This window comes from Nocardioides lianchengensis (genome assembly GCF_900101465.1).
In the GTDB taxonomy this organism is placed as follows: Bacteria; Actinomycetota; Actinomycetes; order Propionibacteriales; family Nocardioidaceae; genus Nocardioides; species Nocardioides lianchengensis.
Window position 1 is genome coordinate 415577 of the sequence record NZ_FMZM01000003.1, and the last position, 22351, is coordinate 437927.

The window sequence follows — 22351 nt, forward strand, 5'->3', positions numbered from 1 at the left end:
CGCCTTCCGACGGAGCCGCTGACGCGTCTCCGTCAGGCGGACTTCTTCTTCGGCTTCGACTCTCGGGGGACGAGGGTGGGCGGGACGTCGTCGGTGACGGTCTCGCGGGTCACGATCACCTTGGCGACGTCGCCGCGGGAAGGCACGTCGTACATCACGTGGAGGAGGACCTCCTCGATGATGGCGCGCAGCCCACGGGCACCGGTCCCGCGCTCCATCGCCGAGTCCGCGATCGCGGCGATGGCGTCCTCGGTGAACTCCAGGTCGACGCCGTCGAGGTCGAAGAGCTTCTGGTACTGCTTCACCAGGGCGTTGCGCGGCTCGGTCAGGATCTGCACGAGGGCGGCCTGGTCGAGCTTGGTGACGCTGGCGATCAGCGGCAGTCGGCCGATGAACTCGGGGATCAGACCGAACTTGGTGAGGTCCTCGGGACGGACCAGCGAGAGCAGGTCCTCGGCCTCCTTCTCGGCGGCGCCGCGGACCTCCGCGGTGAAGCCGAGGGTCTTCTTGCCGACCCGCTGCTCGATGATGTGCTCCAGGCCGGCGAAGGCGCCGCCCACCACGAACAGGATGTTCGTGGTGTCGATCTGGATGAACTCCTGGTGCGGGTGCTTGCGACCGCCCTGCGGCGGCACCGAGGCGGTGGTGCCCTCGATGATCTTCAGCAGCGCCTGCTGGACGCCCTCACCGGACACGTCGCGCGTGATCGAGGGGTTCTCCGCCTTGCGGGCCACCTTGTCGATCTCGTCGATGTAGATGATGCCCGTCTCGGCCTTCTTGACGTCGTAGTCAGCGGCCTGGATGAGCTTGAGCAGGATGTTCTCGACGTCCTCGCCGACGTAGCCGGCCTCCGTCAACGCGGTCGCGTCGGCGATCGCGAAGGGGACGTTGAGCATCCGCGCGAGGGTCTGCGCGAGGTAGGTCTTGCCGCAGCCGGTCGGGCCGATCACGAGGATGTTCGACTTCGCGACCTCGACGACCTCCTCCTTGCTGTGCTTGCCCGACACGGGCTGGAGGCCGGCCTGGACCCGCTTGTAGTGGTTGTAGACCGCGACCGCGAGCGACTTCTTCGCCTGCTCCTGCCCGATGACGTAGGAGTTGAGGAACTCGAAGATCTCCTTGGGCTTGGGCAGCTCCTCGAGGCTGACCTCGGCGCCCTCGCTGAGCTCCTCCTCGATGATCTCGTTGCAGAGGTCGATGCACTCGTCGCAGATGTAGACGCCGGGACCGGCGATCAGCTTCTTGACCTGCTTCTGGCTCTTCCCGCAGAACGAACACTTCAGCAGGTCGCCACCGTCACCAATACGTGCCACGGCAGGTCATCCTCCACTCGACAAGGTGCAAAAACTCAGAAGCGACGGTACCCCGTGCCGACCCCGCAGGGGGGCCGACACGGGGCATTCGTCAGGACGGGCTGAGGGCGGGGGTGCCCTTGAGCGACTCGAGGACCGAGTCGATGAGGCCGTACTCCACGGCGCCCGCGGCGGTCAGGATCTTGTCGCGCTCGATGTCGCGGCTGACCTGCTCGATGTCGCGGCCGGAGTGGTCGCTGATCATCTTCTCCAGCAGCTCGCGCATCCGGAGGATCTCGTTGGCCTGGATCTCGATGTCCGAGGTCTGGCCGAACGTGCCCTCGGTGTAGGGCTGGTGGATCAGGATCCGGCTGTTCGGCAGCGCGAGGCGCTTGCCGGCGGTGCCGGCGGCCAGCAGCACGGCCGCAGCCGACGCCGCCTGGCCGATGCATACCGTCTGCACGTCGGGCTTGATGAACTTGATGGTGTCGTAGATCGCCGTCAGCGCGGTGAACGAGCCACCGGGGCTGTTGATGTAGATGCTGATGTCCTGGTCGGGGTTCATCGACTGCAGGCAGAGCAGCTGGGCGATCACGGCGTTGGCCACGTCGTCGGAGATCGGCGTGCCGAGGTAGATGATGCGGTCCTCGAACAGCTTCCCGTAGGGGTCGATCCGGCGGAAGCCGTACGACGTCCGCTCCTCCCACTGCGGGATGTAGTAGTTGGCGCTGGGGCCGCTGGGCGCCAGGCCGCCGGGGGCGGTGATGTCAGCCATGATCAGTCCTTCTTGTGGGCCGGGCGGCCGTCGTCGGCGGCTTCGCGGGCGCTCTTGACGACCTGGTCGACCAGGCCGTACTCGAGGGCCTGCTCGGCGGTGAACCACCGGTCGCGGTCGGCGTCGGCGATGACCTGCTCGATCGGCTGGCCGGTGTGCTCGGAGATCAGGTCGAGCAGCACCTTCTTGATGTGCAGGGACTGCTGGGCCTGGATCTTGATGTCGGAGGCGGAGCCACCCATGCCCGAGGAGGGCTGGTGCATCATGATCCGCGCGTGCGGCAGGGCGTAGCGCTTGCCCTTCGTGCCGGCGCAGAGCAGGAACTGGCCCATCGAGGCGGCCAGGCCCATGCCGACGGTGGCGACGTCGTTGGGGATGTAGTTCATCGTGTCGTAGATCGCCATGCCGGCGTCCACGGAGCCACCCGGGGAGTTGATGTGGAGGAAGATGTCCGCCTCCGGGTCCTCGGCGGAGAGCAGCAGCAGCTGGGCGCAGATCGCGTTGGCGTTCTGGTCGCGCACCTCCGAGCCCAGGAACACGATCCGCTCACGCAGAAGACGCTGGTAGATGTGGTCGTCGAGGACGTTGAGGCCGCCGCCACCACCCATCCGGTGGTCGAGCGAGTCGCTGGAGTACTGGGTCACGCTGCGACCCTAGCCCGAAGGTCCGACACTTCCACGGACAATCCACGGCTGTTCGCCAACAGCGGATTTCCCTCAGTCCCCCGCTGCCGGCACGGCGTCCCGCAGCCGTTCGGCGGTCTGCCGCATCCCGGCCTCCAGCTCGTCGGCGTGGCCGGTCGAGCCGCCCAGGAAGGCGGTCGCGAACACCGCGCTCAGCCGGGTGAGCCGGCGCGGCACCGGGCGGCGGTGCACGACCGTCGTCCCTGAGCCCGTGGGCGCCAGCTCCCAGATCCAGCGGGCGCCGCTCGACCGGGTCTCCCAGGCGAGCACGCGACCCGGGTCGAGGCCGACGACGACGTTACGCGTCGGCCACACGACCGCTCCGCGCCGGTTGACGCCGAGGTACTGCTGCCCGAGCCGCAGCCCGCCCGGCAGGAGCGGCACCATCCGCACCAGCTCCGGGCTCCAGTCGGACATCCGGCGCAGGTCGATGAGCACCTCCCACACCCGCGCGGGCGGGGCGTCGACGTGTACCTCGGCCCGCAGCTCGCGGTCGGCAGCAGCACTCACCCGAGCCACTCTCGCAGAGCACGGTGGACCCGCGGGTGGTTCAGCAGCCCGAAGTGGTCAGTGCGACCCAGGTGCAGCACCGTCGCCCCCGGGAAGAGGCCGGCGCCCCAGCGGTCCCGGCCGTACGCCGAGGGCACCCGCACCAGCAGGTCGCCCACCACGTGGCCGACCGGGTGCCGCGGCGACGCGGTCAGCGTCGCCGCCACCAGCCGGTACGACGCGTGCGGCAGCGGCGGGACGTCCTCGGCCAGGCCGGCCACCAGGTCGTGCACGCCGACCGAGCGCCAGTCCAGGATCCGGCCGAACGCCGCCGTCTCCGGCAGCCGGCCGAGCCCGCGCGAGCCGTGCCCGATCCCTTGCGCGATCGGCGCGCCGAGGTGCGGGGTGCCGAGTGTGACCACGTCCGACACCAGCTCGGTCCAGGGGCGCTGCGAGAGACTCGGATCGGTCGCCACCGCGCCCGCCGCCCGCAGGATCAGCCCGCCCATCGAGTGGCCGACCAGCGCGATCCGGGTGACCTCCTCGGGCCACTGCGCCACGAGGTCCCGCAGGAGCGCGGCCAGCGCGACGCCGTTCTCGCGCAGCGGCAGTCCGGTGTTGGCGCGCAGGAAGACCGGTGTCCAGCCCTCGTCGGCCAGCATCTCGCCGTACGTCGTGCCGAGCTTCTCGCGCCCCCTGCGCCAGTAGGCCTCGGTCTCGCAGAGGCCGTGCAGGAAGACCACGACGCGCCCGGTGGCCGCGGGGAACGTCGCGGCCAGGGCGTCCCGCTCGAGCACGACGTCCCGTCCCTCGTGGCGCACCGCCATCTCGATCGCCAGGCGCGGTCTCTCGCGGACCAGCCGGTCGCCGATGAGCCCGTTGACCGCGGAGCTGACGAACCGGCCACGCGGCCCGTCCTCCAGCCCGGGCCCGAGGCCGGCGGCGGCCGCCTTGTCGAGCCCGCGCGACGCGACCCGGAGCCCGGCGCCGACGCCGGCGTACACCGCGGACGCCACGCCCTGGCCGGGGTGGCCGCCGAACCGGTCGGCCCAGGCGAGGTGGGTGTCACGCACGCTGCGCACCACGAGCTCGTCGGCAGCCTCGGAGAGCAGGGACAGGGCGTCCAGGAGCCGCGGTCCGGTGCTGGCGGTGGTCATCCATCGAGCATAGGAGTCGAGTGAACGCTTGTACACTGACATCTGGATGCCATGTGGCTGTGGTTGGATGCGCAGCATGCTTCGAGTGACGCTGCGAGGCTCGGGCCTCCCCACCGTCACGCTCGGCTCGGGCGAGACCCTCCTCTTCGGACGATCTCCCCACGATGCCCTGCCCGAGGACGACTACGAGGACGCGCTGCGCACCACCGCCATCGCGCTCCCCCGCTGCGCGCCCCACGTCTCGCGGCTGCTCGGCGAGCTCGTGGTCGGCGACGAGATCGCCCGACTGCGCTGGCACGGCTCGGGCGAGACCCAGGTCTCCAGCCTCTTCGACGCCCCGGGCGGCGCCCGCCGCGTCACCCTCGCCGAGGGCATGTCGCTGCTGCTCGACGAGGGCGAGAACCAGCTGGTCGTGATGCGCGGGCGCCAGGTCGCCCCCACCCAGTACGACGACCTCTCCATCATCGTCGAGGTCACCCCGTCCGCCCCCGCCCCGGCCCCGCGCACGCCCCCGCGCGGGACCGACCTGGAGGAGGACCGCACGGTGCCCGCGCCGCACCTGCCTCGCCTCTCGCGCGAGTGGTACGTCGCCCTCGCGCTGTCCGAGCCCTGGCTCTCCGGGACCGACGACTACCCGAGGCCGCCGTCCAACCGCGAGATCTACGAGCGGGTCCTGCACTGGCACGGCTACGCCTGGAACCTCGAGCGCGCCCAGCGGGTCGACGACGCGATCCGCTCCATCTCCTCGCTCGCGTTCGGCCCGAAGGACGACCCCTTCCGCGCGGGCAGCGGGCGGGCCCAGAACGTCCGCTTCGCGGTGGGCCGTCGTACGGCGGAGGTCCGACTGGTCACGGTGGACGACCTGGAGACCGTGGAGCGGGCCGCGTCCGCGAGGAACGTTCCGCCGTCCTGACCCTGGCTCCGCCCGCACCGCCCGGCCTACGTTCGCGACCACGGACGTCCCGGTAGCCACAGCGCGAGGAGGAGCAACGATGAGCAACAGCATGCAGGGCATGGACACCGACCAGGGCCGCGAGGTCGGGCAGAACATGGGGTCCCAGGCCGGGCAGGTCGCCGGCATGGTCTCCAGCATCAGCGCGATGATCCAGGGCCTGAAGTGGACCGGCTCCGACCGGGAGACCTTCGAGAGCGACTGGAGCGGCAGCTTCGCCCCCCAGGCGAACAACGCCTCGCAGACCCTCGAGGAGCAGGGCCGCACGTTGGTCTGGCACGCCGACCGGCAGGACGCCGCCAGCTCCTGACCCGCAGCTCCACGCAGGGCCCGCACGAGGGGCCGTCGGACATCGTCCGGCGGCCCCTCGTCATGTGCGGAAACCGTTGTCCCGACACCCGAGGAGGACGGAACTTTCCGCACACGCGGCTCTCGACCACGGGATACGTGGCTGCCTAGCGTCATCGCCATCGCCACCGATCGGGAGGTGGCCCCAGACATGAGGAGGTGCCGATGTCGTTCCTGGGAGCAGACACCGATGAACTCCGCGAGGCTGGCCAGAAGTGCCAGGAGGGCAAGGACGTCACCGACCAGGTGATCCAGTACCTCCGCGCACTGATCGCCATCCTCCGGGCCGCGTCGTTCTTCAGCGGCGGCGCCAGCGCTGCGTACGCCCAGTACCTGGAGACGGTGGTCGCGCCGTGGCTGGAGAAGATCTCCGCCGCGCTCGGCCTGTTCGCCCAGGTCCTCGGCGCCAACGCCGACGCGCAGGACCAGGCCAGCCAGGGCGAGAGCGTCGACTTCGGCGCGCTGCCGACGTACACCTCGCAGGTCGGCGGCGCGAGCAGCGCGGTCACCCCGTTCAGCGGCTCGCTGATCGGTGACGCGATGGCCGGTGTGCAGATGGTCGAGGACATCGTCGACGTCATCAACGGCGAGTCGGGCGAGCAGGGCACCGGCAACGCCGACTCGGTGACCAGCCCGGCCGCGGCGCCCTCCACGGTGGGCGCGACCGGCGGCATCGACGGCACCTCCGGGCGCGAGGTCAGCGAGATGACGCTGCCCCGCGAGACCTCGACCGGCGCCGGCAGCATCGACGGCGGCTCGGGCGGTGGCTCGGGCGGCGGGACCGGCGGCGGCTCGGCCGGCGGCGCCCTCGGCAGCGGATCCATCGACGGGGCCGGCAGCGACGCCGGCACCACCACGGCCCACAGCAGCCCCTCCACCGCCGGCGACTTCGGCGGCACGGGCACCCCGGGCTCCGAGACCCTCGGCGCCGGCGGGCTGACCGGTGGCACCGGTGAGACCACGGCCGCGGGCGGCTCCGACGGCGGTCCGTCGTACGGCGCGGCCGCGGGCATCGCCGGTGGCGCCGCGGCCCTCGGGCTCGGCGGGGCGGCGCTGGCCAACCGCGGCAGCGGTGGCGGCGACCCGCGCATCGACCAGCTGGCCGGGCAGAACGCCCGCGGCAGCAAGGGCGAGGGCGTCCGTGAGCTGCAGGAGCGGCTGACCGGCGCGGGCTACGACACGAAGGGCGCCGACGGCACCTGGGGCCCCAACACCCAGGCTGCCTACGACGCCTACCGGGCCGAGAACCCGCTCCAGATCACGCCGGGGCAGGGCTACAGCAGCCCGAGCGGCTACGACTACACCCAGATCACCGGCGTGCAGGGCAACCCCAACGTCACCCCGGAGTTCCTGCGGGAGGTCGAGGGCGTGGCCCAGCGGGTCGGCGCCCAGCCCGAGCACCTGATGGCGGCGATGAGCTTCGAGACCGGGGGCAGCTTCGCGTCCGACGTGCAGAACCCCCGCAGCTCGGCCACCGGCCTGATCCAGTTCATGGACAGCACCGCCAAGGGCCTCGGCACCACCACGGGCCAGCTCGCGCAGATGAGCCCGACCGAGCAGCTGCAGTACGTCGAGAAGTACTTCGAGCCGTACCGCGGCCGGCTGAACGACCTGGAGTCGGTCTACACGACGATCCTGGCCGGCAGCCCGCACGAGTCCGGCGACGTGCTGTTCAGCCAGGGCGAGAAGGCGTTCGGGCCGAACCGCGAGCTCGACGTCAACCACGACGGCCGCATCACGGCCGCCGAGGCCACGGCCCACGTCCGCGACCGCATGGGCGCCGGGCGCTGAGCCACCCGCTGAGCCCCCTCAGCACCACCCACCGTTCACCCACCCCACACCGCAACACCCCACCGCAGTAACCGACGAAGGGAAGCAGAACCATGGCCATGAAGGGTATGGACGTCGAGGCAGGTCGTCAGTCCGCGCAGCAGATCACGCAGGGCGCCTCCGAGCTCGAGCAGCTGACCGGTCGCCTCACGCAGGTGATCGAGGGCTTCGAGTGGATCGGCCCCGACGCCGAGCGCACCCGGCAGTCCTGGCAGTCCGACTACCGCACGATGCTCGCCCAGGTGACCAACTCCCTCCAGGAGTTCTCGACCCTGATCAACAACCAGGCGCAGGAGCAGGAGCAGGTTTCCAACTGATCCACCCCTGGTAAGACGCCTGCACGCCAGAACGACCGACGGAGGCCCGACATGCAGAGCTGGATCCTGTCCCTCAGGCCGGCTCCCGAGTCGGGCCTCCCGTCGGTCGACGTGCATGTCCAGGCCCGTCCGGGCGCGACGGTCGCCGACCTCGCCCGGGCCTTCGGCCGCCACGTGGCCCCCGACCAGGCGAGCCTGCACCTGGTCCCCCTCGACGGCGGCCACCCCTGGCCCGCCGACCGGCCGCTCGCCGAGTGCGGACTGCGCACCGGCGACCTGGTCGACGTCGTCAGCGCCCCGCCCTCGTGGCTCACCCGCGCCGGCAACGCCTCCCGGCCCCGGGCCGTCCTCCGCGTCACCGACGGCCCCGACCGCGGCCAGCGCCTGCACGTGCGCTCGTCCTCGCTGACCCTGGGCCGGGCGTCGACCTGCACGCTGACGCTCACCGACCCCCTGGTCTCCCAGCAGCACGCCCGGATCGTCCTCGGCACCCGCCCCACGGTGTACGACGAGGGCTCGGCCAACGGCACCACCGTCGCCGGCGAGGCGATCACCACCGCTCGCGAGATCGACTGGGGCACGCCGATCCGGCTGGGCCGCAGCACCCTGGTCGTCGAGCCGGGCGAGGTCCCCGGCGACGACCCGGCCGTCTCGGTCTACCGGCCGCCCCGCTTCGGCGAGCCGCTGGTCACCGACGTGCTCGACTTCCCGTCGCCGCCGACGAAGAACCGGCCGTCGCCCCTCCCGTGGGCGATGCTGATGCTGCCGATGGTGATGGGCATCGCGATCTTCATGCGCTCCCAGAGCGCCTACAGCGTGATCTACATGCTGGCCTGGCCGATCCTCGGCTTCGTCGGCTGGCGCCAGCAGAAGCGCCAGGCCGAGAAGCAGTTCCAGGAGGACCTCGCCGACTGGCGCACCGACGTCGACGAGATGCTCACCCTGCTCGACGCGCAGGCCGTCCGCCAGCGGCGTCAGTTCCACGACGACTACCCCGACCCCGAGACGGTCCGGGCCCGCGCGGCGTCCCGCGACAAGTACCTGTGGGCACGCGCCGAGGACCGCCAGGCCTTCCTGGCCACCCGGCTCGGCATCGGCACCGTCCCGGCGATGCTCCGCGGCTCGATCAAGGACGGCGGCGACCGGACGGCCCGCCGCGGCGTGGCGGGCGAGCTCGCCGAGCGCGACGCCCTCCCCGACATGCCGGTGCTGGCCGAGATCGCCCAGCACACGGTCGTCGCCCTCACCGGCGACCCCGACCGGGTCGACGCGCTGGCCCGCTCCATGGTGCTGCGCCTCGCCTTCGACCACTCCCCCTCCGACCTCACCGTCGCCGGCTGCTTCGGCCGCGGCCGCAGCCACCACGAGGCCTGGCTGCGCTGGCTGCCGCACGCCACCACCCGGCTGGGCGGTCAGCCGCCGGTGGCCATCGGCGCGAAGGCCGCGACCGCCCTGCTCGACCACCTGGTCGCCGAGGACGCGGACCGCGGCCACACCCTCTGCATCGTCGACGAGGGCGCGGGCATCCCCCGCCGTACCCTCGAGTCGGCCGCGGCGGCCGCCGCCGCCCGCAACCTGCACCTGGTCTGGCTGGGCTCGACGCCCGAGGAGGTCCCGGCCGCCACCGGCCTGCGGATCGACCTGGCCACCGGCGAGGTCGGGGTCCGCGACCGCGGCGGGATCAGCGTCCTCGACGTGCCCGACGCCGTCACCCTCGACCACGCCTGGCGCAGCGCCCGCTCGATGACCGGGTACGTCGACGAGGCCGCCGTCCTGCCCGCCAGCACGGCGATCCCCTCGGTCGTCCGGCTGCCCGAGGTCAGCAGCGACTTCTCCGACCTCGACGACATCGTGGCCGTGCTGCGCCGCTGGTCGCAGTCGTCGGGACTGCGCGCCCAGATCGGCGCCGGCGTCGACGGCGTGGTCACCATCGACCTGCGCGAGGACGGCCCGCACGGCCTGGTCGCCGGCACCACCGGCTCCGGCAAGAGCGAGCTGCTGCAGTCGCTGATCTGCTCGCTGGCGCTCAACAACCCGCCGTCGCGGATCAACTTCCTGCTCGTCGACTACAAGGGCGGTGCGGCCTTCCGTGAGTGCGCCGACCTGCCGCACACCGTCGGCTACATCACCGACCTCACGCCCGCCCTGGTCTCGCGGGCTCTGACCTCGCTGGGCGCCGAGATCACCGCCCGCGAGCACCTGCTCGGCGAGTACGGCGTCAAGGACCTGGTCCAGCTGGAGCGCGAGCACCCCGAGGCGGCCCCGCCGGCGCTGCTGATCTGCGTCGACGAGTTCGCGGCGCTGACCAGCGAGGTGCCCGACTTCGTCGACGGCATGGTCAACCTGGCCCAGCGCGGCCGCTCGCTCGGCATGCACGTCCTGCTGGCCACCCAGCGGCCGGCCGGCGTCGTGACCGGGCCGATCCGGGCCAACACCGACCTGCGGATCGCTCTGCGCGTCTCGTCGGTCGACGACTCGCGCGACGTCATCGACTCCCCCGAGGCGGCCCGGATCTCCCGTCGTACGCCGGGGCGCGCGTGGATCCGTCGTACCGGCCACGGCACCGCCGACCTGGTGCAGTCCGCGTGGACCGGCGCCCGGCAGGCCGTCGACGGGGCGGAGTCCCCGGTCCGGGTCCAGGCGTTCAGCGCCGCCGGTGCCCTCGACCACGGCCCGGGAGAGGACCTCCGCCTCGACCCGCGCACCGACCTCGAGCGCTGCGTCACCACCATCCGCACCGCCTTCGCCCGCACCGAGGCCGCCCCGCCGAAGCGTCCGTGGCTTCCGCCGCTGCCCGGCGAGCTGCTGCTCGAGCCGGACGCCGTGATGGCCGCCGCCGCCAGCCGCTCCACCGGGCGGGTCGTGCTGGGCCGGGTCGACGAGCCGGCCAGTCAGACCCAGCCGGAGCTGATGCTCGACTTCGCCTCCGTCGGCCACGTGCTCGTCTACGGCGCCTCCGGGTCCGGCAAGACCGAGCTGCTGCGCACGACGGTCCTCTCCGCCTCCCTCGGCGACGCGTACGGCGCCCAGGGCGTCGCGCCGTACGTCTACGGGCTCGACTTCGCGGGTGGCGGGCTCGCGGCCATCGCCGGGCTGCCGACGGTCGCGGCGATCGTCCCGGAGAGCCAGCAGGGTCGGGTGCTGCGCCTGCTGCGGCTGCTGCGTCGTACGGTCGCCGACCGCACGTCGGCCCTGGCCGCCCGAGGCTGCTCCGACCTCGACGACCTGGCCCGGATGGGCACCGTCCTGCCACGGGTCTATGTCGTCATCGACAACCTCCCGGCGCTGGTCGACAGCCTGGAGTCCTCGGGCGGCGTCGCCCGCGAGCACCTCGACCACGTCTCCAACGTGCTCCAGAACGGCCGTCGCGTCGGCATCCACGTGGTCGCCACGGCGCCCGGCCGCACCGGTGTCCCGACCTCGATCGGCGCCACCTTCGGCCGCCGGATCATCCTGCGGATGACCACCACCGACGACTACCTGATGCTCGGTGCCCCGGCCAACGTGCTCGACGCCGACAGCCTGCCGGGAGCCGGCATGCTCAACCGCAGCAGCGTCCAGGTCGCCACGACCGGCGGCGCCGGCACTCCCGTCCAGGCCGAGCGGGTGCGCGCCATCAGCGACCTGCTCGCGCCCCGGGTGGCCGGCCGCGGCACCGCCGCCGTTCCCAACATGCCGGCGCGCCTCGACCAGGACCAGCTGCCCGCCCCCACCGGCAGCCGGGTCGCCCTCGCCGTCGACGCGGACGCCGTCGCCGTGGTCGAGGTCGACCTGCTCGGCGCCCCGGTGCTGGTGGCCGGCCGCTCCCGCTCGGGGCGTACGACGGCGCTGGCCGGTGTCGAGGCACTGGTCCGTCGGTCCGAGCGGCCCCCGCGGGTGATCCGCGGCGACGACCTGGTCGCCGCCGCCCGGGAGGTCGAGGCCTGGTCGGCCCGCGACACCGAGGACCCGGCGACCGAGGACTGGGCCCTGCTGCTGATCGACGACGCGCACCTCTGGGACGCCCGCACCGACGAGGAGACCCGCGCCGCGCGCGAGGTCGTCGTACGGGCGATGGGCGACCGGGGACGTCGGCTCGGTGCCGTCGTCACCGCCGACGTCACGGTCGCCAAGCAGCGGGGCGGACCGGAGGGCATCGTCAGCGCCGCACGCGCCGGGCGACGGGGTTTCATCGTCGGACCCGAGTGGAACGATGGCGATGTCCTCGGCGTGACCGTGCCCAGCAAGACGACCGAGCCACTGACCGGCCCCGGCCGGGGTCTGTGGTGCGAATCGGGCTCGTCCTGGGTGGCGCAGCTGGTCACGTCGACGATCGAGGACACCACGCACGCTCGGGAGGCGTCATGAGCTGGGCTCGGGACACAGCAGGTCGATGGCGCGCGCGGGTGCCGCGGCGCCGGGAGTCCTCCCGGCTGCGCACCGGCCGAGGCGCCGCCGAGGTCTCGGTGGTCGTCGTGACCGCCTCGCTGATCGCGGGCGTCCTCTTCGGCAACGGCCTGACCCGCACCTCGGTCGACATCGCCGACGGGCTGACGTGGTTCGCGGACGATCCCACCGGTGAGGTCATCCAGGTCAACCCCGCCACCGGCCGCCCCGAGGTCCGGGTGAAGGTCGGCGAGAAGGGCGACGAGCTCAGCATCGAGCAGTGGGACGGCCGGATGGTCGTCACCAACCGCAGCACCGGCGAGCTCACCTCGTGGGACCTCGCCAACATCCTGGCCTCCGGCCAGCGCCGCGTGGCCCCGGGCAGCGGCAGCGAGGTGCTCCACCACGACGGCGACATGTTCCTGGTCGACCGCGACCGCGGCACGCTCGCCGCCGTGGACGAGGTCTCCACCGACGCGATCGGCGAGATGTGGAACGCGCCCGCCGGCATCGCCGACGCGGTGGTCGACCGCGACGGCCGGATCTGGGCGCTCGACTCCGAGGGCCTGCTGAGCGAGCTGCGCTGGTCGCCCGAGACCGACGGCGGCACCTTCGTGGTCGAGGACGAGCGTCGCATCGACTACGCCGGAGCGCGCTCGGTGCTCGTGGCGCACGACCGCGGCGTCACCGTCTTCGGCGCCGACGCCGGGATCGTCGTCCAGGTCGGGACCGGCCACGACGTGGTCGCCGACGCCGCCCAGCTCTCCGGCGACCTGACTGCTCCCGCCTTCGCCCCGGCCGAGCTGGTGCCGGTGTCCTCCCCCCAGACCGGCACCGTCGCCATCGTCGGCGACCAGCGGGTCGTCGAGGTGGGCGTCACCGACATCGGGTGCCGCAAGCCCGCGACGCCCGAGGTCTTCGAGGGCGTGGTCTACGTCCCGTGCCCCGGCGACGGCAAGGTCGTCCGGCTCACCCCGGACGGCGCTCGCGCGGGCGGCGACATCGCCGTCGCGGAGGACGCCGTCCCCGACCTGGTCCTCGACGACGGCCAGCTGCTCATCAACGTCCCGGGCGACGCCCACGGCGCCGTCGTCCACTCCGGGGGCAAGGTCGAGACCATCGTCCGCTACGACGAGGACCTGCCGACCGTCGCCGCCGGAGGCCTGAGCGAGATCGCCCCGCCGGCCCCGGAGGTCGTCCCCCAGGCCGCCCAGCAGGAGACCGCCCCGCCCCCGCCCGAGCCGACGACGACCGAGCCGTCGGACGAGGAGCAGGGCGAGCAGGAGAACTCCGACGAGGACGAGGTCGACGACGGCAGCGACGCCTGCATCCTGGGCATCGCCTGCGTCGGCGGCGGCGAGTCCGAGGGTCCCTCCGACGGCCCCAGCAGCAACGGAGGCCACGGGAACGGCAACGGCGGCAACGGCAACAACAACGGCAACGGCAACAACCACGGTGAGGACGAGGGCGGTGAGGACGAGGGCGGCCAGCAGCCGGCCACGCCCGAGCCGATGCAGGCCCCGAGCACCGTGGTCGCGACCGAGCTGCCCGACGGCACCGTCCGGGTCACCTGGACCCACCGAGGGACACCCGCCTCCAGCTTCCAGGTCGAGGAGGTCGGCGGAGCCATCGAGTCGACCGTGACCGGCGGCTACCGCCAGACCACCGTCGACGTCGAGCCCGGCCCGCACCGGTTCGTCGTCACCGCCCTGGCCTCCGGCCAGCCGCCGGTGTCCTCCACCCCCTCCCCCGAGGTCGTGACCACCGGACGCCCCGGCGAGGTCACCGGCATCACCGGCACCGCCACCGGCAACGAGGTCGACACCACCGCGCTCGTGCAGTTCAGCTGGGAGGCCGCGCCTGACAACGGCTCGCCGATCGTGCGCTACGACATCCAGGTCACCGACACGGTCAACGGCACCTTCACCCTCCCGCCGAGCACCTCCACCTCGGCGAGCTACACCGCGACCTGCGCCGCGACCTACTGCGACCCCGGACCGGTGCGGGTGACCATCACGCCCGTCAACGCCAAGGGCACCGGCCCCGCCACCACCGGCACCCTGGCCTACGACGGGCCTACGGCGCCCCCGCTGCCCGCCGCCGGCAAGAAGGTCGCGACCGCCCAGAACACCTCCTGGAACGGCCTCGGCTACGACGGCAAGGGCCGGACCACGCTGACCCTCGCGCCGCCGCCGGACTGGTCTGGTTTCCAGGGCACCTGCACGTGGGTACACCGAGGCAACGCGAACGGCGAGACCAAGGGCACCATCCCCTGCGACGCCAAGCAGCTGGTCCTCCCGGTCTCCCACGGGTGGGTGAAGAAGAACGAGAGCCCGGTGCGCAAGCACTCGATCGTCTTCACGGCCAGCAGCTCGCAGGGCTCGGTGACCAGCGCGACGTACGCCTGGGAGTTCCGCCAGCCCGTCCCCAACAGCTGAATCCTTCCCCCGAGGACCCCTGAGGAGCACCGTGACCGCACTGGCCGGCCCCCTGACCCCCACCGAGGCCGACATCGCCGAGTTCCGGCAGCTGCACCAGCGCCTCGGGGACGCCGTCGAGTCCGCCGTGCACGGCAAGCGGGCCACGGTCGACCTGGTCCTCGACGCCGCCTTCGCCGGCGGGCACGTGCTGCTCGAGGACGTGCCCGGCACCGGCAAGACCACGCTGGCGCGCGCGGTGGCGCAGGCCCTCGGCGGTCAGGTACGACGGGTGCAGTTCACCCCCGACCTGCTGCCGAGCGACGTCACCGGCACCACCGTCTTCGACCCGCGGGACGGCCAGATCCGGTTCCGCCCCGGTCCGGTCTTCGCCCACGTCGTGCTCGCCGACGAGATCAACCGGGCGTCGGCCAAGACCCAGTCGGCACTGCTGGAGGTGATGGAGGAGCGGACCGTCACCGTCGACGGCGAGGCCCACCTGGTGCCCGAGCCGTTCCTGGTCATCGCGACCCAGAACCCGGTCGACCTCGACGGGACCTACCGGCTGCCCGAGGCGCAGCTCGACCGGTTCCTGATCCGCACGTCGCTGGGCTACCCGGACGCCGAGCACGAGATCGAGGTGCTGCGCCCCGGCAGCACGGCCGGTCGCGTCGCCGACGTCCCGGTGGTCAGCTCCCCCGACGAGGTGGCCCTGATGGCCCAGCGGCTGACCGGTCTGCACGTCGCCGACCTGCTGCTGCGCTACATCCGCGAGATCGGCGTCGCCGTCCGCCACGACCCCCGGGTCCGGCTGGGCGCGAGCACCCGCGGCCTGCGGGCGCTGGTGCGCTGCGTGCAGGTCTACGCCGCCGCCCAGGGCCGCAACTACGTCGTCCCCAGCGACGTCCAGCGGCTCGCCGAGCCGGTGCTGGCGCACCGCACGGTGCTGACCCGCGACGCCGTGCTCGCCGGCCACACGCCCACCTCCGTGGTGCACGAGGCCCTCGACACCGTCGCCCCGCCGCAGCCCGACGACCACCACTGAACGGCCGGCCGTGCGCAGGACCTGGTCGGTCGTCACCACCCGGGGGCGGCTGACCGCCGTACTCGGCGGTCTGCTGCTCGCCGCCGGCCTGAGCTGGGACTACCCGCTGGTCGCCGCGCTCGGTGGCGCGCTGCTGCTGGTCGTGCTCGCGGAGGTGGTCTCCGTGCTGCTGGCCAGTGACATCGTCGTGCACCGGGAGGTCACACCGCCGGTCGTCGTACGCCACGAGCACTGCGAGGGGGCGCTGCACCTCACCGGCCGACGGCGCCAGGGTCTGGTCCGCGTCGACGCGAGCGACTCGGTCGACGGCCGGCTGGTGCCGGTCGAGCTCCCGGAGGGGGTGCGCGGCGCCGCCGTGTCCGTCCGCTACCCGATCCCGACCCCGCGCCGGGGCCTGCTCGCGGTCGGTCCCGTGCACCTGCGGCGCTACGGACTGTCGGGGATGGCCGCGACCACGTCCGAGGTGGGCTCGGTGGACCGGGTGCGCGTGCTGCCGCGCCGGGTCCCGATCGCCTCGGTGATGCCCGGTCGCCGACGGGCCACGGCCGGCGGCGACCGCAGCGACGACTTCGGCGGTACCGACCTGGTCGGGCTGCACGAGTACGCCATGGGCGACGACCTGCGCCGGCTGCACTGGGCGACCAGCGCCCGCACCGGCAGCCTGATGGTGCGCGAGGACGCCGACCCGTCCGAGCCGCACGTGTGCGTGCTGCTCGACGACCGGCTGAGCAGCTACTACGGCGCCGAGCAGCCGGCCGACTCCTTCGAGGAGGCGGTCGAGCTCGCCGCGGCGCTGTGCCGGGTCACCGTCGACGGTGGGCACCCGCTGCGCTTCCGCACCCTCTCGGGCCGGCACGAGGTCGAGGTGCCCGGGTCCCCCACCCGCACCGCACGGCGCGAGTCCCGCGAGCTCGACTGGCTCTTCGCCGAGGTCGTCCAGGTCACCGACGACCGCGAGCCCGCCGCCGTCGCGCACGGGTACGACGTCGCGGCGGCCGTCACCGGCGTCGGAGCCGACCTGCGCAGGCTCGGCCTGCTGCTCGGCGACGTGCCGAGCGCGACCGTCACCGTGGTCGACGAGCGGCCGGCCGTGGGTGCCGAGCAGCAGGCTGGCGTGCTGGTGCTGCGCGGCACCACGTCGTACTCCCTCGCGGCCGCGTGGGACGAGGCGGCCCAGCGATGACCGCGGCCGCCGTGCACCGGGCCGCTCCTCCGGAACCCCGGGTCCGTGCCACCCAGTCCCCGTGGCTGCTCACCGTCTGGGGCGCGTCCCTGGTCGCGGTCGGCAGTCTCGGGCTGGCCGCGGCGTGGCATCACTGGCTGCCGGCCGTCGTGCTGGTGGTGGCCGCCGTGCTCCCGCTGGTCCTGCTCCGGACCGTGGTCTCCCTCGGGATCTCCCGGTGGGCGGCCAGCTCGGTGCTGTCGCTGCTGCTGCTCCTCGCCGCCTACCTGATGGCCGCCGGCAGCGGCACGCCGTTCCGCGATCTGGTCGCCGACTCGGTGCCTCTGCTGCTCACCGAGCCACAGCCCTACGACGTCCGCGCCGACCTGCTGGTCGCGCCGGTCCTGCTGACGGGGCTGCTGTCGCTCTTCGCCGGCCTGCGCCTGGAGAGCCGGACCCGCGTGGGTCCGCTCGCGGCCGCGCTGGCCCTCTACGTCTGCGGCGCGCTGCTCTCGACCGGCACCGCCGACCGCTGGGGCCTGCTCGCGGTCCTGCTGGTCGTCCTCGGCCTGCTGGGCTGGGTGCTGCTCGACGAGCACACCGAGCCCACCGTCCAGCGGCTCGCGGTGGCCGGACCGTCGCTGGTCGTCCTGGTCGGCGGCATGGCCGCGGCCGCGCTGCTGCCGTCGACCGACCCGTTCGAGCCACGAGGCCTCGTCGACCCGCCGATGGTCGTCGTCGAGGCGGCCAGCCCGCTGCCCCAGCTCGGCGCCTGGCAGCAGAACCCCGACACCCCCCTGCTCCGGGTGGCCGGCGACCGGGTGCCGCTGCGACTGGTCACCCTCGACCAGTACGACGGCGCGCAGTGGCGGGCCGCGACCCGCTACGCCCCGTTCGGCACCATCGGCGAGCCCGTCCTGCCGCCGGGCGACCTGCGTCGTACGGCCACGGTGGCGGTGGCCTTCGAGGGCCTCGGCGGCCGCTGGCTGCCCGCGCCCGGCGACCCGGTCGACGTCAGCTCCGAGGACGCGGTCGTCGACCCGCGCACCGGCACCCTCTACGACCCCGAGGCCGGCGGCGAGACCGCCTACGAGGTCACCGCCGTCCGCGACGCCCCCGAGCCCGAGGCCCTCGTCGGAGCCACCGTGCCCGGGACCGCGGCCGCCCAGCGTTTCCTGACGCTGCCCGAGCTGCCCCTGCGGCTGGCGTCGTACGCCGAGGAGGTGGTGGCCGGTGCGCACACGCCCTACGAGCAGGCCATGGCCATCGAGTCCGCGGTCAAGCAGGGCCGGACCCTCTCGGGACAGTCGATCTCCGGGTCGGCGTACTGGCGCATCGACAAGTTCCTCTTCGGCGAGGCGGGCACGTCCGGCGCCCAGGTCGGCACGTCCGAGCAGTTCGCGACCGCTTTCACGGTCCTGGCCCGGCACGCCGGCCTGCCGACCCGGATGGTGGTCGGCTTCAAGCCGGGCGACGCCCAGACCGACGGCAGCCGGATCGTCCGCGGCAGCGACGCGCTCGCCTGGCCGGAGGTCTACTTCGACCGGCTCGGCTGGGTCCCGTTCTCGCCCACCCCGAAGGACGACACCTTCACCCAGGATCGGCCCGAGGTCACCACGGCCCCGCCGGTCGAGGACCAGGCCCCGCTCTCCCCCGGCGGCTCCAGCACCAAGCCCGACCCCAGCACCACGACCCCGACGACCGCCGGGGCCGGCCCGGAGCACGGGTCCCGCGCCTGGTGGCCGTGGATCGTGGCGCTCTCCGGGGGCCCATTGGTGCTGCTCGTCGGCGCCCGCCGGGTCCGGTCCCTGCGGCACCGGCGGCGCGGCGCCCCGGGCGCCTGGGCCGAGGTGCTGGACGCCCTCGCGCTCGCCGGCACCCCCGCGCCGCGGTCCGCCGCGGCGACCGCCATCGCCGACGGCGCCGACCGACGCTGGGGCACCACCGCGACCCGGCGGGTCGCCGACCTGGCCGAGCGGGTGGCCTTCGGCCCGAGCCCGTTCACCGATGCCGGGGTGCGCGCCGAGCTCCGCGAGGTACGACGTGCCGCGCGCCGCTCGGCGCCCTGGTGGCGCCGGCTGGTGTGGTCGGTGGACCCCCGCGTGTTCAGGCGGTGAAGCAGCGCCGGTTGCTGACGCCGAAGCCGCCGTCCGCGTCGGTCACCGTCATCACGAAGCAGTAGCGGGTCCCCGGCACGGTCGGGAAGCTCACCGTGCCGGTGGTCACGGTGCCCGACCACGGACCGAACAGGTTGGGGTCCGGCAGCCGCTGGGCGAGCGTGTAGACGCCCTGACCGTCGGCGGCCTCGCTCCACTTCAGGGTGAGCGTGGAGCCGTCGGAGGTGAGCTTCAGGAAGTTGAAGGCCAGCTCCGGGTCGGCCCGCTGCGGCTGGGCCGGGCCGCTCTGGAGCGGCTTGGTCGGCGCGGTGGGCAGCAACTGCCCCACGTTGGAGTCGACCGACGCGCGCGGTGTCGTCGTCGGCTCGTCATCGCGCAGGGCGGCCCCGGCGATCCCGAGGGTCAGCCCGATCAGCAGCGCCGCGCCGCCGAGGACGAGCACCAGCCGCTTGCGCCGTCGTACGGCGGGGTCCGGGCGGTCGTCGCCGGGCGCGACCGGTCCGTCGGCGACCGGGGGTGCCGGCGGCTGCGGGGCATCGGGGCGAGCACCGGTGGCCTCCGCGGGCCGGAGCCCGGTGGCGTCGGCGTCGCGCACCGGGGCCGGTGCGTGAGCGAGCACCGAGAGCGCGACCGGCTTCACGGCCGGGGTCGGCGGGGGTACGGCGGGCGTCTGCGTGGGGCCGACGGGACGGACCGGGGCCGCGGCCGGAGCGGCCCCCGGCTCCCAGGCCGAGACCCGGAGCTCGGCCAGCGCGTCGCGCAGCTCGGCCGCGCTGGACCAGCGCCGGTCGAGGTCCTTGGCCAGGCAGCGGTCGATGACGGGGGCCAGCCGGTCGGCTCCGGTGACGGCGAGCGGACGGTGCGGCTCGGTGCGGGCGCGGCGCAGGTAGGCCAGCGCGGAGTCGTCGTCGGGATCGTCGCTGGCGAACGGCGGCCGCCCGTCGACGAGCGTGTAGAGCGTCGAGCCCAACCCCCACAGGTCGTCCGCGGGCGTCGGCGCGAGGCCGTCGAGGATCTGGGGCGAGGCGTGCCGGTAGGTGAACGTCTCGACGGACGCCGTGTGCTCGGAGTCGGCGAGCCGGGCGATGCCGAAGTCGGCGAGCACCCACGACGTCGGGAGCACCAGGACATTCTGGGGCTTCACGTCGCGGTGCAGCACTCCCCGGTCGTGGGCGAACGCGAGGGCGTCCGCGAGCACCACGCCGAGCTTGACGACCTCCTCGGGCGGCAGCGGGCCGAGCGCCTGGAGCCGATCGTGCAGGCTGCCGGCCTCGTAGAAGTCCATGACGATCGCCGGTCGGCCGGCATCGGTCGTGCCGACGGCGAGCACGTTGACGATGTTCGGGTGCTGGCGGCCCAGGTCGACGGTGATCTCGATCTCGCGCCGGAAGCGCGCGACCCGATCGGGGTCGTCGACGAGCAGCACCTTCACCGCGACGTCGCGCTGCAGGGCGACGTCGCGGGCGCGGTAGACGACCGAGTCGCCGCCCTGGCCGACCTCGGTCAACCGGTCATAGCCGGCGAGCGTCTCGGTGGCGGCGGGCGGGGGTGTCGGCGGAGCGGGGGGTGGGCGCCAGCCAGCGTCGGCGGACGCGTCCGCCCCCGAGACATTGGCAGCCATGCCTGCGCTCCTACCCCGGTCCCGTCGGGGTCATGCCTGACCGGCAGGTGAACGACAAACGCCGAGTCGGCGCGAGTTCGCGCCGACTCGGCAGCGAACTCACGCCGACTCGGCGTGTCCGGGAGGAGGTCAGGCCTTCTCGTCGGTCTCCTCGGTCGCGGCCTCGTCGGCAGCGGCGGTGTCGTCGGTGTCCTCGACCTCGGCCTCGGGCTCACCGATGGTGCCGTCGGGGCGCAGGTTCTTCAGCTCCACCGCGTTGCCGGAGGCGTCGGTGACGACCGCGGTCTCGACGATGGTCGCCAGCGCCTTGCCGCGCAGGATCTCCTGGACCAGGTCCGGGATGTGGTTGTGCTCGAACATGTGGTTCGCGAACTCCTGCGGGTCCTGGCCGGACTGCTGGGCGCGCCGCACGAGGTGCTGGGAGAGCTCGTTCTGGTCGACGCCGAGCTCCTCCTTCTTGGCGATCTCGTCGAGGATGAACTGGGCGGCGACGGCATCGCGGACCCGGCGCTCGAGGTCGGCCTCGAACTCCTCGACGGTCTGGCCCTCGTCCTCGAGGTACTTCTCCATCGTGATGCCGGCCATCGCGAGCTGCTGCTCGACGTTCTGGCGGCGGGCGTTCAGCTCCTCGGTGACGATGCTCTCGGGCAGCGGCACGTCGACCTGCTCCAGCAGGACCTCGAGGACGGCGTCGCGCGCGGCGGCGGCCTGCTCGAGGCGCTTGCCGTTGGCGAGGCGGACCCGGACGTCGTCGGTCAGCTCGCCGACGGTGTCGAACTCGGAGGCCAGCTGGGCGAAGTCGTCGTCGAGCTCGGGAAGCTCCTGCTCCTGGACCTGCGAGATGGAGACCAGCACCTCGACGGGCTCGCCCACGAGGTCACCACCGACCAGCTCGGAGGAGAAGGTCTTCTCCTCGCCCGGGGTGAGGCCGGTCAGGGCCTCGTCGAGGCCGTCGAGCATGCCGCCGCGACCGACCTGGTAGGACATCCCGGTCACCTCGGCGCCCTCGAGCACCTCGCCGTCCTGGGTCGCCTTCAGGTCGAGGACGACGAAGTCGCCGTCGGCGGCCGGGCGCTCGACGTCGGCCAGCGTCGCGAAGCGCTCGCGGAGGGCCTGGACCTGCTCCTCGACGTCCTCGTCGGAGACGACGGCGTCCTCGACCTCGGCCGTGAGGCCCTCGTAGCCGGGGAGCTCGATGGTCGGCTTCACGTCCACCTCGGCGGTGAACTCCAGCACCTCGTTGTCCTCGAGCTTGGTGACCTCGACCTCGGGCTGGCCGAGGGGCTCGAGCGAGTTCTCCTGCAGCGCCTCGATGTACTTCTTCGGGAGCGAGTCGTTGATGGCCTGGTCCAGCACGGCGCCGCGCCCGACCTGGCGGTCGATGACCATCGGGGGCACCTTGCCCCGGCGGAAGCCGGGGACGTTGATCTGCTGGGCGATCTGCTTGTACGCCGCGTCGAGGCTCGGCTTGAGCTCCTCGAAGGGCACCTCGACGGTCAGCTTGGCCCGGGTCGGGCTCAAGGTCTCGACGGCGCTCTTCACAGGTCTTCTCCTACTTGCTGGTGGATGGTGGGTGGTGCGTCGGGGCGACAGGACTCGAACCTGCGATCTCCTGCTCCCAAAGCAGGCGCGCTAGCCACTACGCTACGCCCCGCCAAGTTGCCCTCCGGTCGCCCGCAGAGCCGCCTGGAGCGGATGACGGGAATCGAACCCGCGTAGCCAGTTTGGAAGACTGGGGCTCTACCATTGAGCTACATCCGCACACACGGGGGCTTCGCCCC

The 22351-nt window shown here is 73.1% G+C and carries 16 protein-coding genes and 2 tRNA genes; 9 read left to right on the forward strand and 9 right to left on the reverse strand.

Annotated elements, in window-relative coordinates:
• Positions 1–32 precede the first annotated feature (32 nt).
• The 5 genes from clpX to BLT76_RS07920 all read right to left on the reverse strand — a co-directional run bounded on the left by clpX (position 33) and on the right by BLT76_RS07920 (position 4396).
• Positions 33–1313: an ATP-dependent Clp protease ATP-binding subunit ClpX gene (clpX, locus tag BLT76_RS07900; protein ID WP_090853305.1), complete on the reverse strand. Its 1281-nt coding sequence runs from the start codon at positions 1311–1313 to the stop codon at positions 33–35.
• 91 nt (positions 1314–1404) lie between these two features.
• Positions 1405–2067, reverse strand: coding sequence for an ATP-dependent Clp protease proteolytic subunit (locus BLT76_RS07905; protein ID WP_090853308.1), 663 nt, complete (start codon positions 2065–2067; stop codon positions 1405–1407).
• Between the two features lie 2 nt (positions 2068–2069).
• Positions 2070–2675, reverse strand: a complete 606-nt coding sequence (locus BLT76_RS07910; RefSeq protein ID WP_090853518.1) for an ATP-dependent Clp protease proteolytic subunit — start codon at positions 2673–2675, stop codon at positions 2070–2072.
• Positions 2676–2783: 108 nt separating this feature from the next.
• A complete protein-coding gene (locus BLT76_RS07915) occupies positions 2784–3260 on the reverse strand; it encodes an SRPBCC family protein (protein WP_170866973.1) in 477 nt (158 codons plus the stop codon).
• On the reverse strand, positions 3257–4396 hold the full coding sequence (locus BLT76_RS07920; RefSeq protein WP_170866974.1) for a lipase family alpha/beta hydrolase: 1140 nt from the start codon (positions 4394–4396) through the stop codon (positions 3257–3259). Before BLT76_RS07920 ends, BLT76_RS07915 begins: the two co-directional genes overlap by 4 nt.
• A 76-nt stretch (positions 4397–4472) precedes the next feature.
• Between BLT76_RS07920 and BLT76_RS07925 the strand changes: the two genes are divergently transcribed.
• The 9 genes from BLT76_RS07925 (at position 4473) to BLT76_RS07965 (ending at position 18949) form a co-directional block, all read left to right on the forward strand.
• Positions 4473–5309 carry a hypothetical protein gene (locus BLT76_RS07925; RefSeq protein ID WP_170866975.1) on the forward strand — a complete coding sequence of 279 codons (837 nt, stop codon included), beginning with the start codon at positions 4473–4475 and terminating at the stop codon, positions 5307–5309.
• Positions 5310–5388: 79 nt separating this feature from the next.
• Positions 5389–5658 carry a hypothetical protein gene (locus BLT76_RS07930; protein ID WP_090853319.1) on the forward strand — a complete coding sequence of 90 codons (270 nt, stop codon included), beginning with the start codon at positions 5389–5391 and terminating at the stop codon, positions 5656–5658.
• A gap of 203 nt (positions 5659–5861) precedes the next feature.
• Entirely contained in the window at positions 5862–7487 is a 1626-nt protein-coding gene (locus BLT76_RS07935; RefSeq protein WP_090853322.1) for a peptidoglycan-binding domain-containing protein, read from the forward strand.
• 98 nt (positions 7488–7585) lie between these two features.
• Positions 7586–7843, forward strand: coding sequence for a hypothetical protein (locus BLT76_RS07940; RefSeq protein ID WP_139175441.1), 258 nt, complete (start codon positions 7586–7588; stop codon positions 7841–7843).
• 51 nt (positions 7844–7894) lie between these two features.
• Positions 7895–12190, forward strand: coding sequence for a type VII secretion EssC family protein (locus BLT76_RS07945; RefSeq protein WP_090853329.1), 4296 nt, complete (start codon positions 7895–7897; stop codon positions 12188–12190).
• A complete protein-coding gene (locus tag BLT76_RS07950; protein WP_139175442.1) occupies positions 12187–14646 on the forward strand; it encodes a fibronectin type III domain-containing protein in 2460 nt (819 codons plus the stop codon). The genes BLT76_RS07945 and BLT76_RS07950 overlap by 4 nt, the downstream gene beginning before the upstream one ends.
• A gap of 31 nt (positions 14647–14677) precedes the next feature.
• Positions 14678–15670, forward strand: coding sequence for an AAA family ATPase (locus tag BLT76_RS07955; RefSeq protein ID WP_244509309.1), 993 nt, complete (start codon positions 14678–14680; stop codon positions 15668–15670).
• A gap of 10 nt (positions 15671–15680) precedes the next feature.
• Positions 15681–16853, forward strand: a complete 1173-nt coding sequence (locus BLT76_RS07960) for a DUF58 domain-containing protein (RefSeq protein WP_090853335.1) — start codon at positions 15681–15683, stop codon at positions 16851–16853.
• Positions 16850–18949, forward strand: coding sequence for a transglutaminase TgpA family protein (locus tag BLT76_RS07965; RefSeq protein WP_090853337.1), 2100 nt, complete (start codon positions 16850–16852; stop codon positions 18947–18949). Before BLT76_RS07960 ends, BLT76_RS07965 begins: the two co-directional genes overlap by 4 nt.
• Here the strand turns inward: BLT76_RS07965 and BLT76_RS07970 are convergent.
• The 4 genes from BLT76_RS07970 to BLT76_RS07985 form a co-directional block, all read right to left on the reverse strand.
• Positions 18939–20570 (reverse strand): serine/threonine-protein kinase, encoded by a 1632-nt coding sequence (locus tag BLT76_RS07970; protein WP_090853340.1) that lies wholly within the window; start codon positions 20568–20570, stop codon positions 18939–18941. The genes BLT76_RS07965 and BLT76_RS07970 overlap by 11 nt on opposite strands.
• Before the next feature lie 129 nt (positions 20571–20699).
• Positions 20700–22112: a trigger factor gene (tig, locus tag BLT76_RS07975; RefSeq protein ID WP_090853343.1), complete on the reverse strand. Its 1413-nt coding sequence runs from the start codon at positions 22110–22112 to the stop codon at positions 20700–20702.
• Between the two features lie 39 nt (positions 22113–22151).
• Positions 22152–22224 (reverse strand) — tRNA-Pro (locus BLT76_RS07980).
• A 33-nt stretch (positions 22225–22257) separates the two neighbouring features.
• Positions 22258–22331, reverse strand: a tRNA-Gly gene (locus BLT76_RS07985).
• Positions 22332–22351: the final 20 nt, after the last annotated feature.

What these genes read in the sequence shown, in the direction of transcription:
- BLT76_RS07905 (WP_090853308.1), bottom strand. Translation starts at nt 2,067, where the DNA reads ATGGCTGACATCACCGCCCCCGGCGGCCTGGCGCCCAGCGGCCCCAGC.
- BLT76_RS07910 (WP_090853518.1), bottom strand. Translation starts at nt 2,675, where the DNA reads ATGGGTGGTGGCGGCGGCCTCAACGTCCTCGACGACCACATCTACCAG.
- BLT76_RS07920 (WP_170866974.1), bottom strand. Translation starts at nt 4,396, where the DNA reads ATGACCACCGCCAGCACCGGACCGCGGCTCCTGGACGCCCTGTCCCTG.
- BLT76_RS07925 (WP_170866975.1), top strand. Translation starts at nt 4,473, where the DNA reads ATGCTTCGAGTGACGCTGCGAGGCTCGGGCCTCCCCACCGTCACGCTC.
- BLT76_RS07930 (WP_090853319.1), top strand. Translation starts at nt 5,389, where the DNA reads ATGAGCAACAGCATGCAGGGCATGGACACCGACCAGGGCCGCGAGGTC.
- BLT76_RS07935 (WP_090853322.1), top strand. Translation starts at nt 5,862, where the DNA reads ATGTCGTTCCTGGGAGCAGACACCGATGAACTCCGCGAGGCTGGCCAG.
- BLT76_RS07940 (WP_139175441.1), top strand. Translation starts at nt 7,586, where the DNA reads ATGAAGGGTATGGACGTCGAGGCAGGTCGTCAGTCCGCGCAGCAGATC.
- BLT76_RS07945 (WP_090853329.1), top strand. Translation starts at nt 7,895, where the DNA reads ATGCAGAGCTGGATCCTGTCCCTCAGGCCGGCTCCCGAGTCGGGCCTC.
- BLT76_RS07950 (WP_139175442.1), top strand. Translation starts at nt 12,187, where the DNA reads ATGAGCTGGGCTCGGGACACAGCAGGTCGATGGCGCGCGCGGGTGCCG.
- BLT76_RS07965 (WP_090853337.1), top strand. Translation starts at nt 16,850, where the DNA reads ATGACCGCGGCCGCCGTGCACCGGGCCGCTCCTCCGGAACCCCGGGTC.
- BLT76_RS07970 (WP_090853340.1), bottom strand. Translation starts at nt 20,570, where the DNA reads ATGGCTGCCAATGTCTCGGGGGCGGACGCGTCCGCCGACGCTGGCTGG.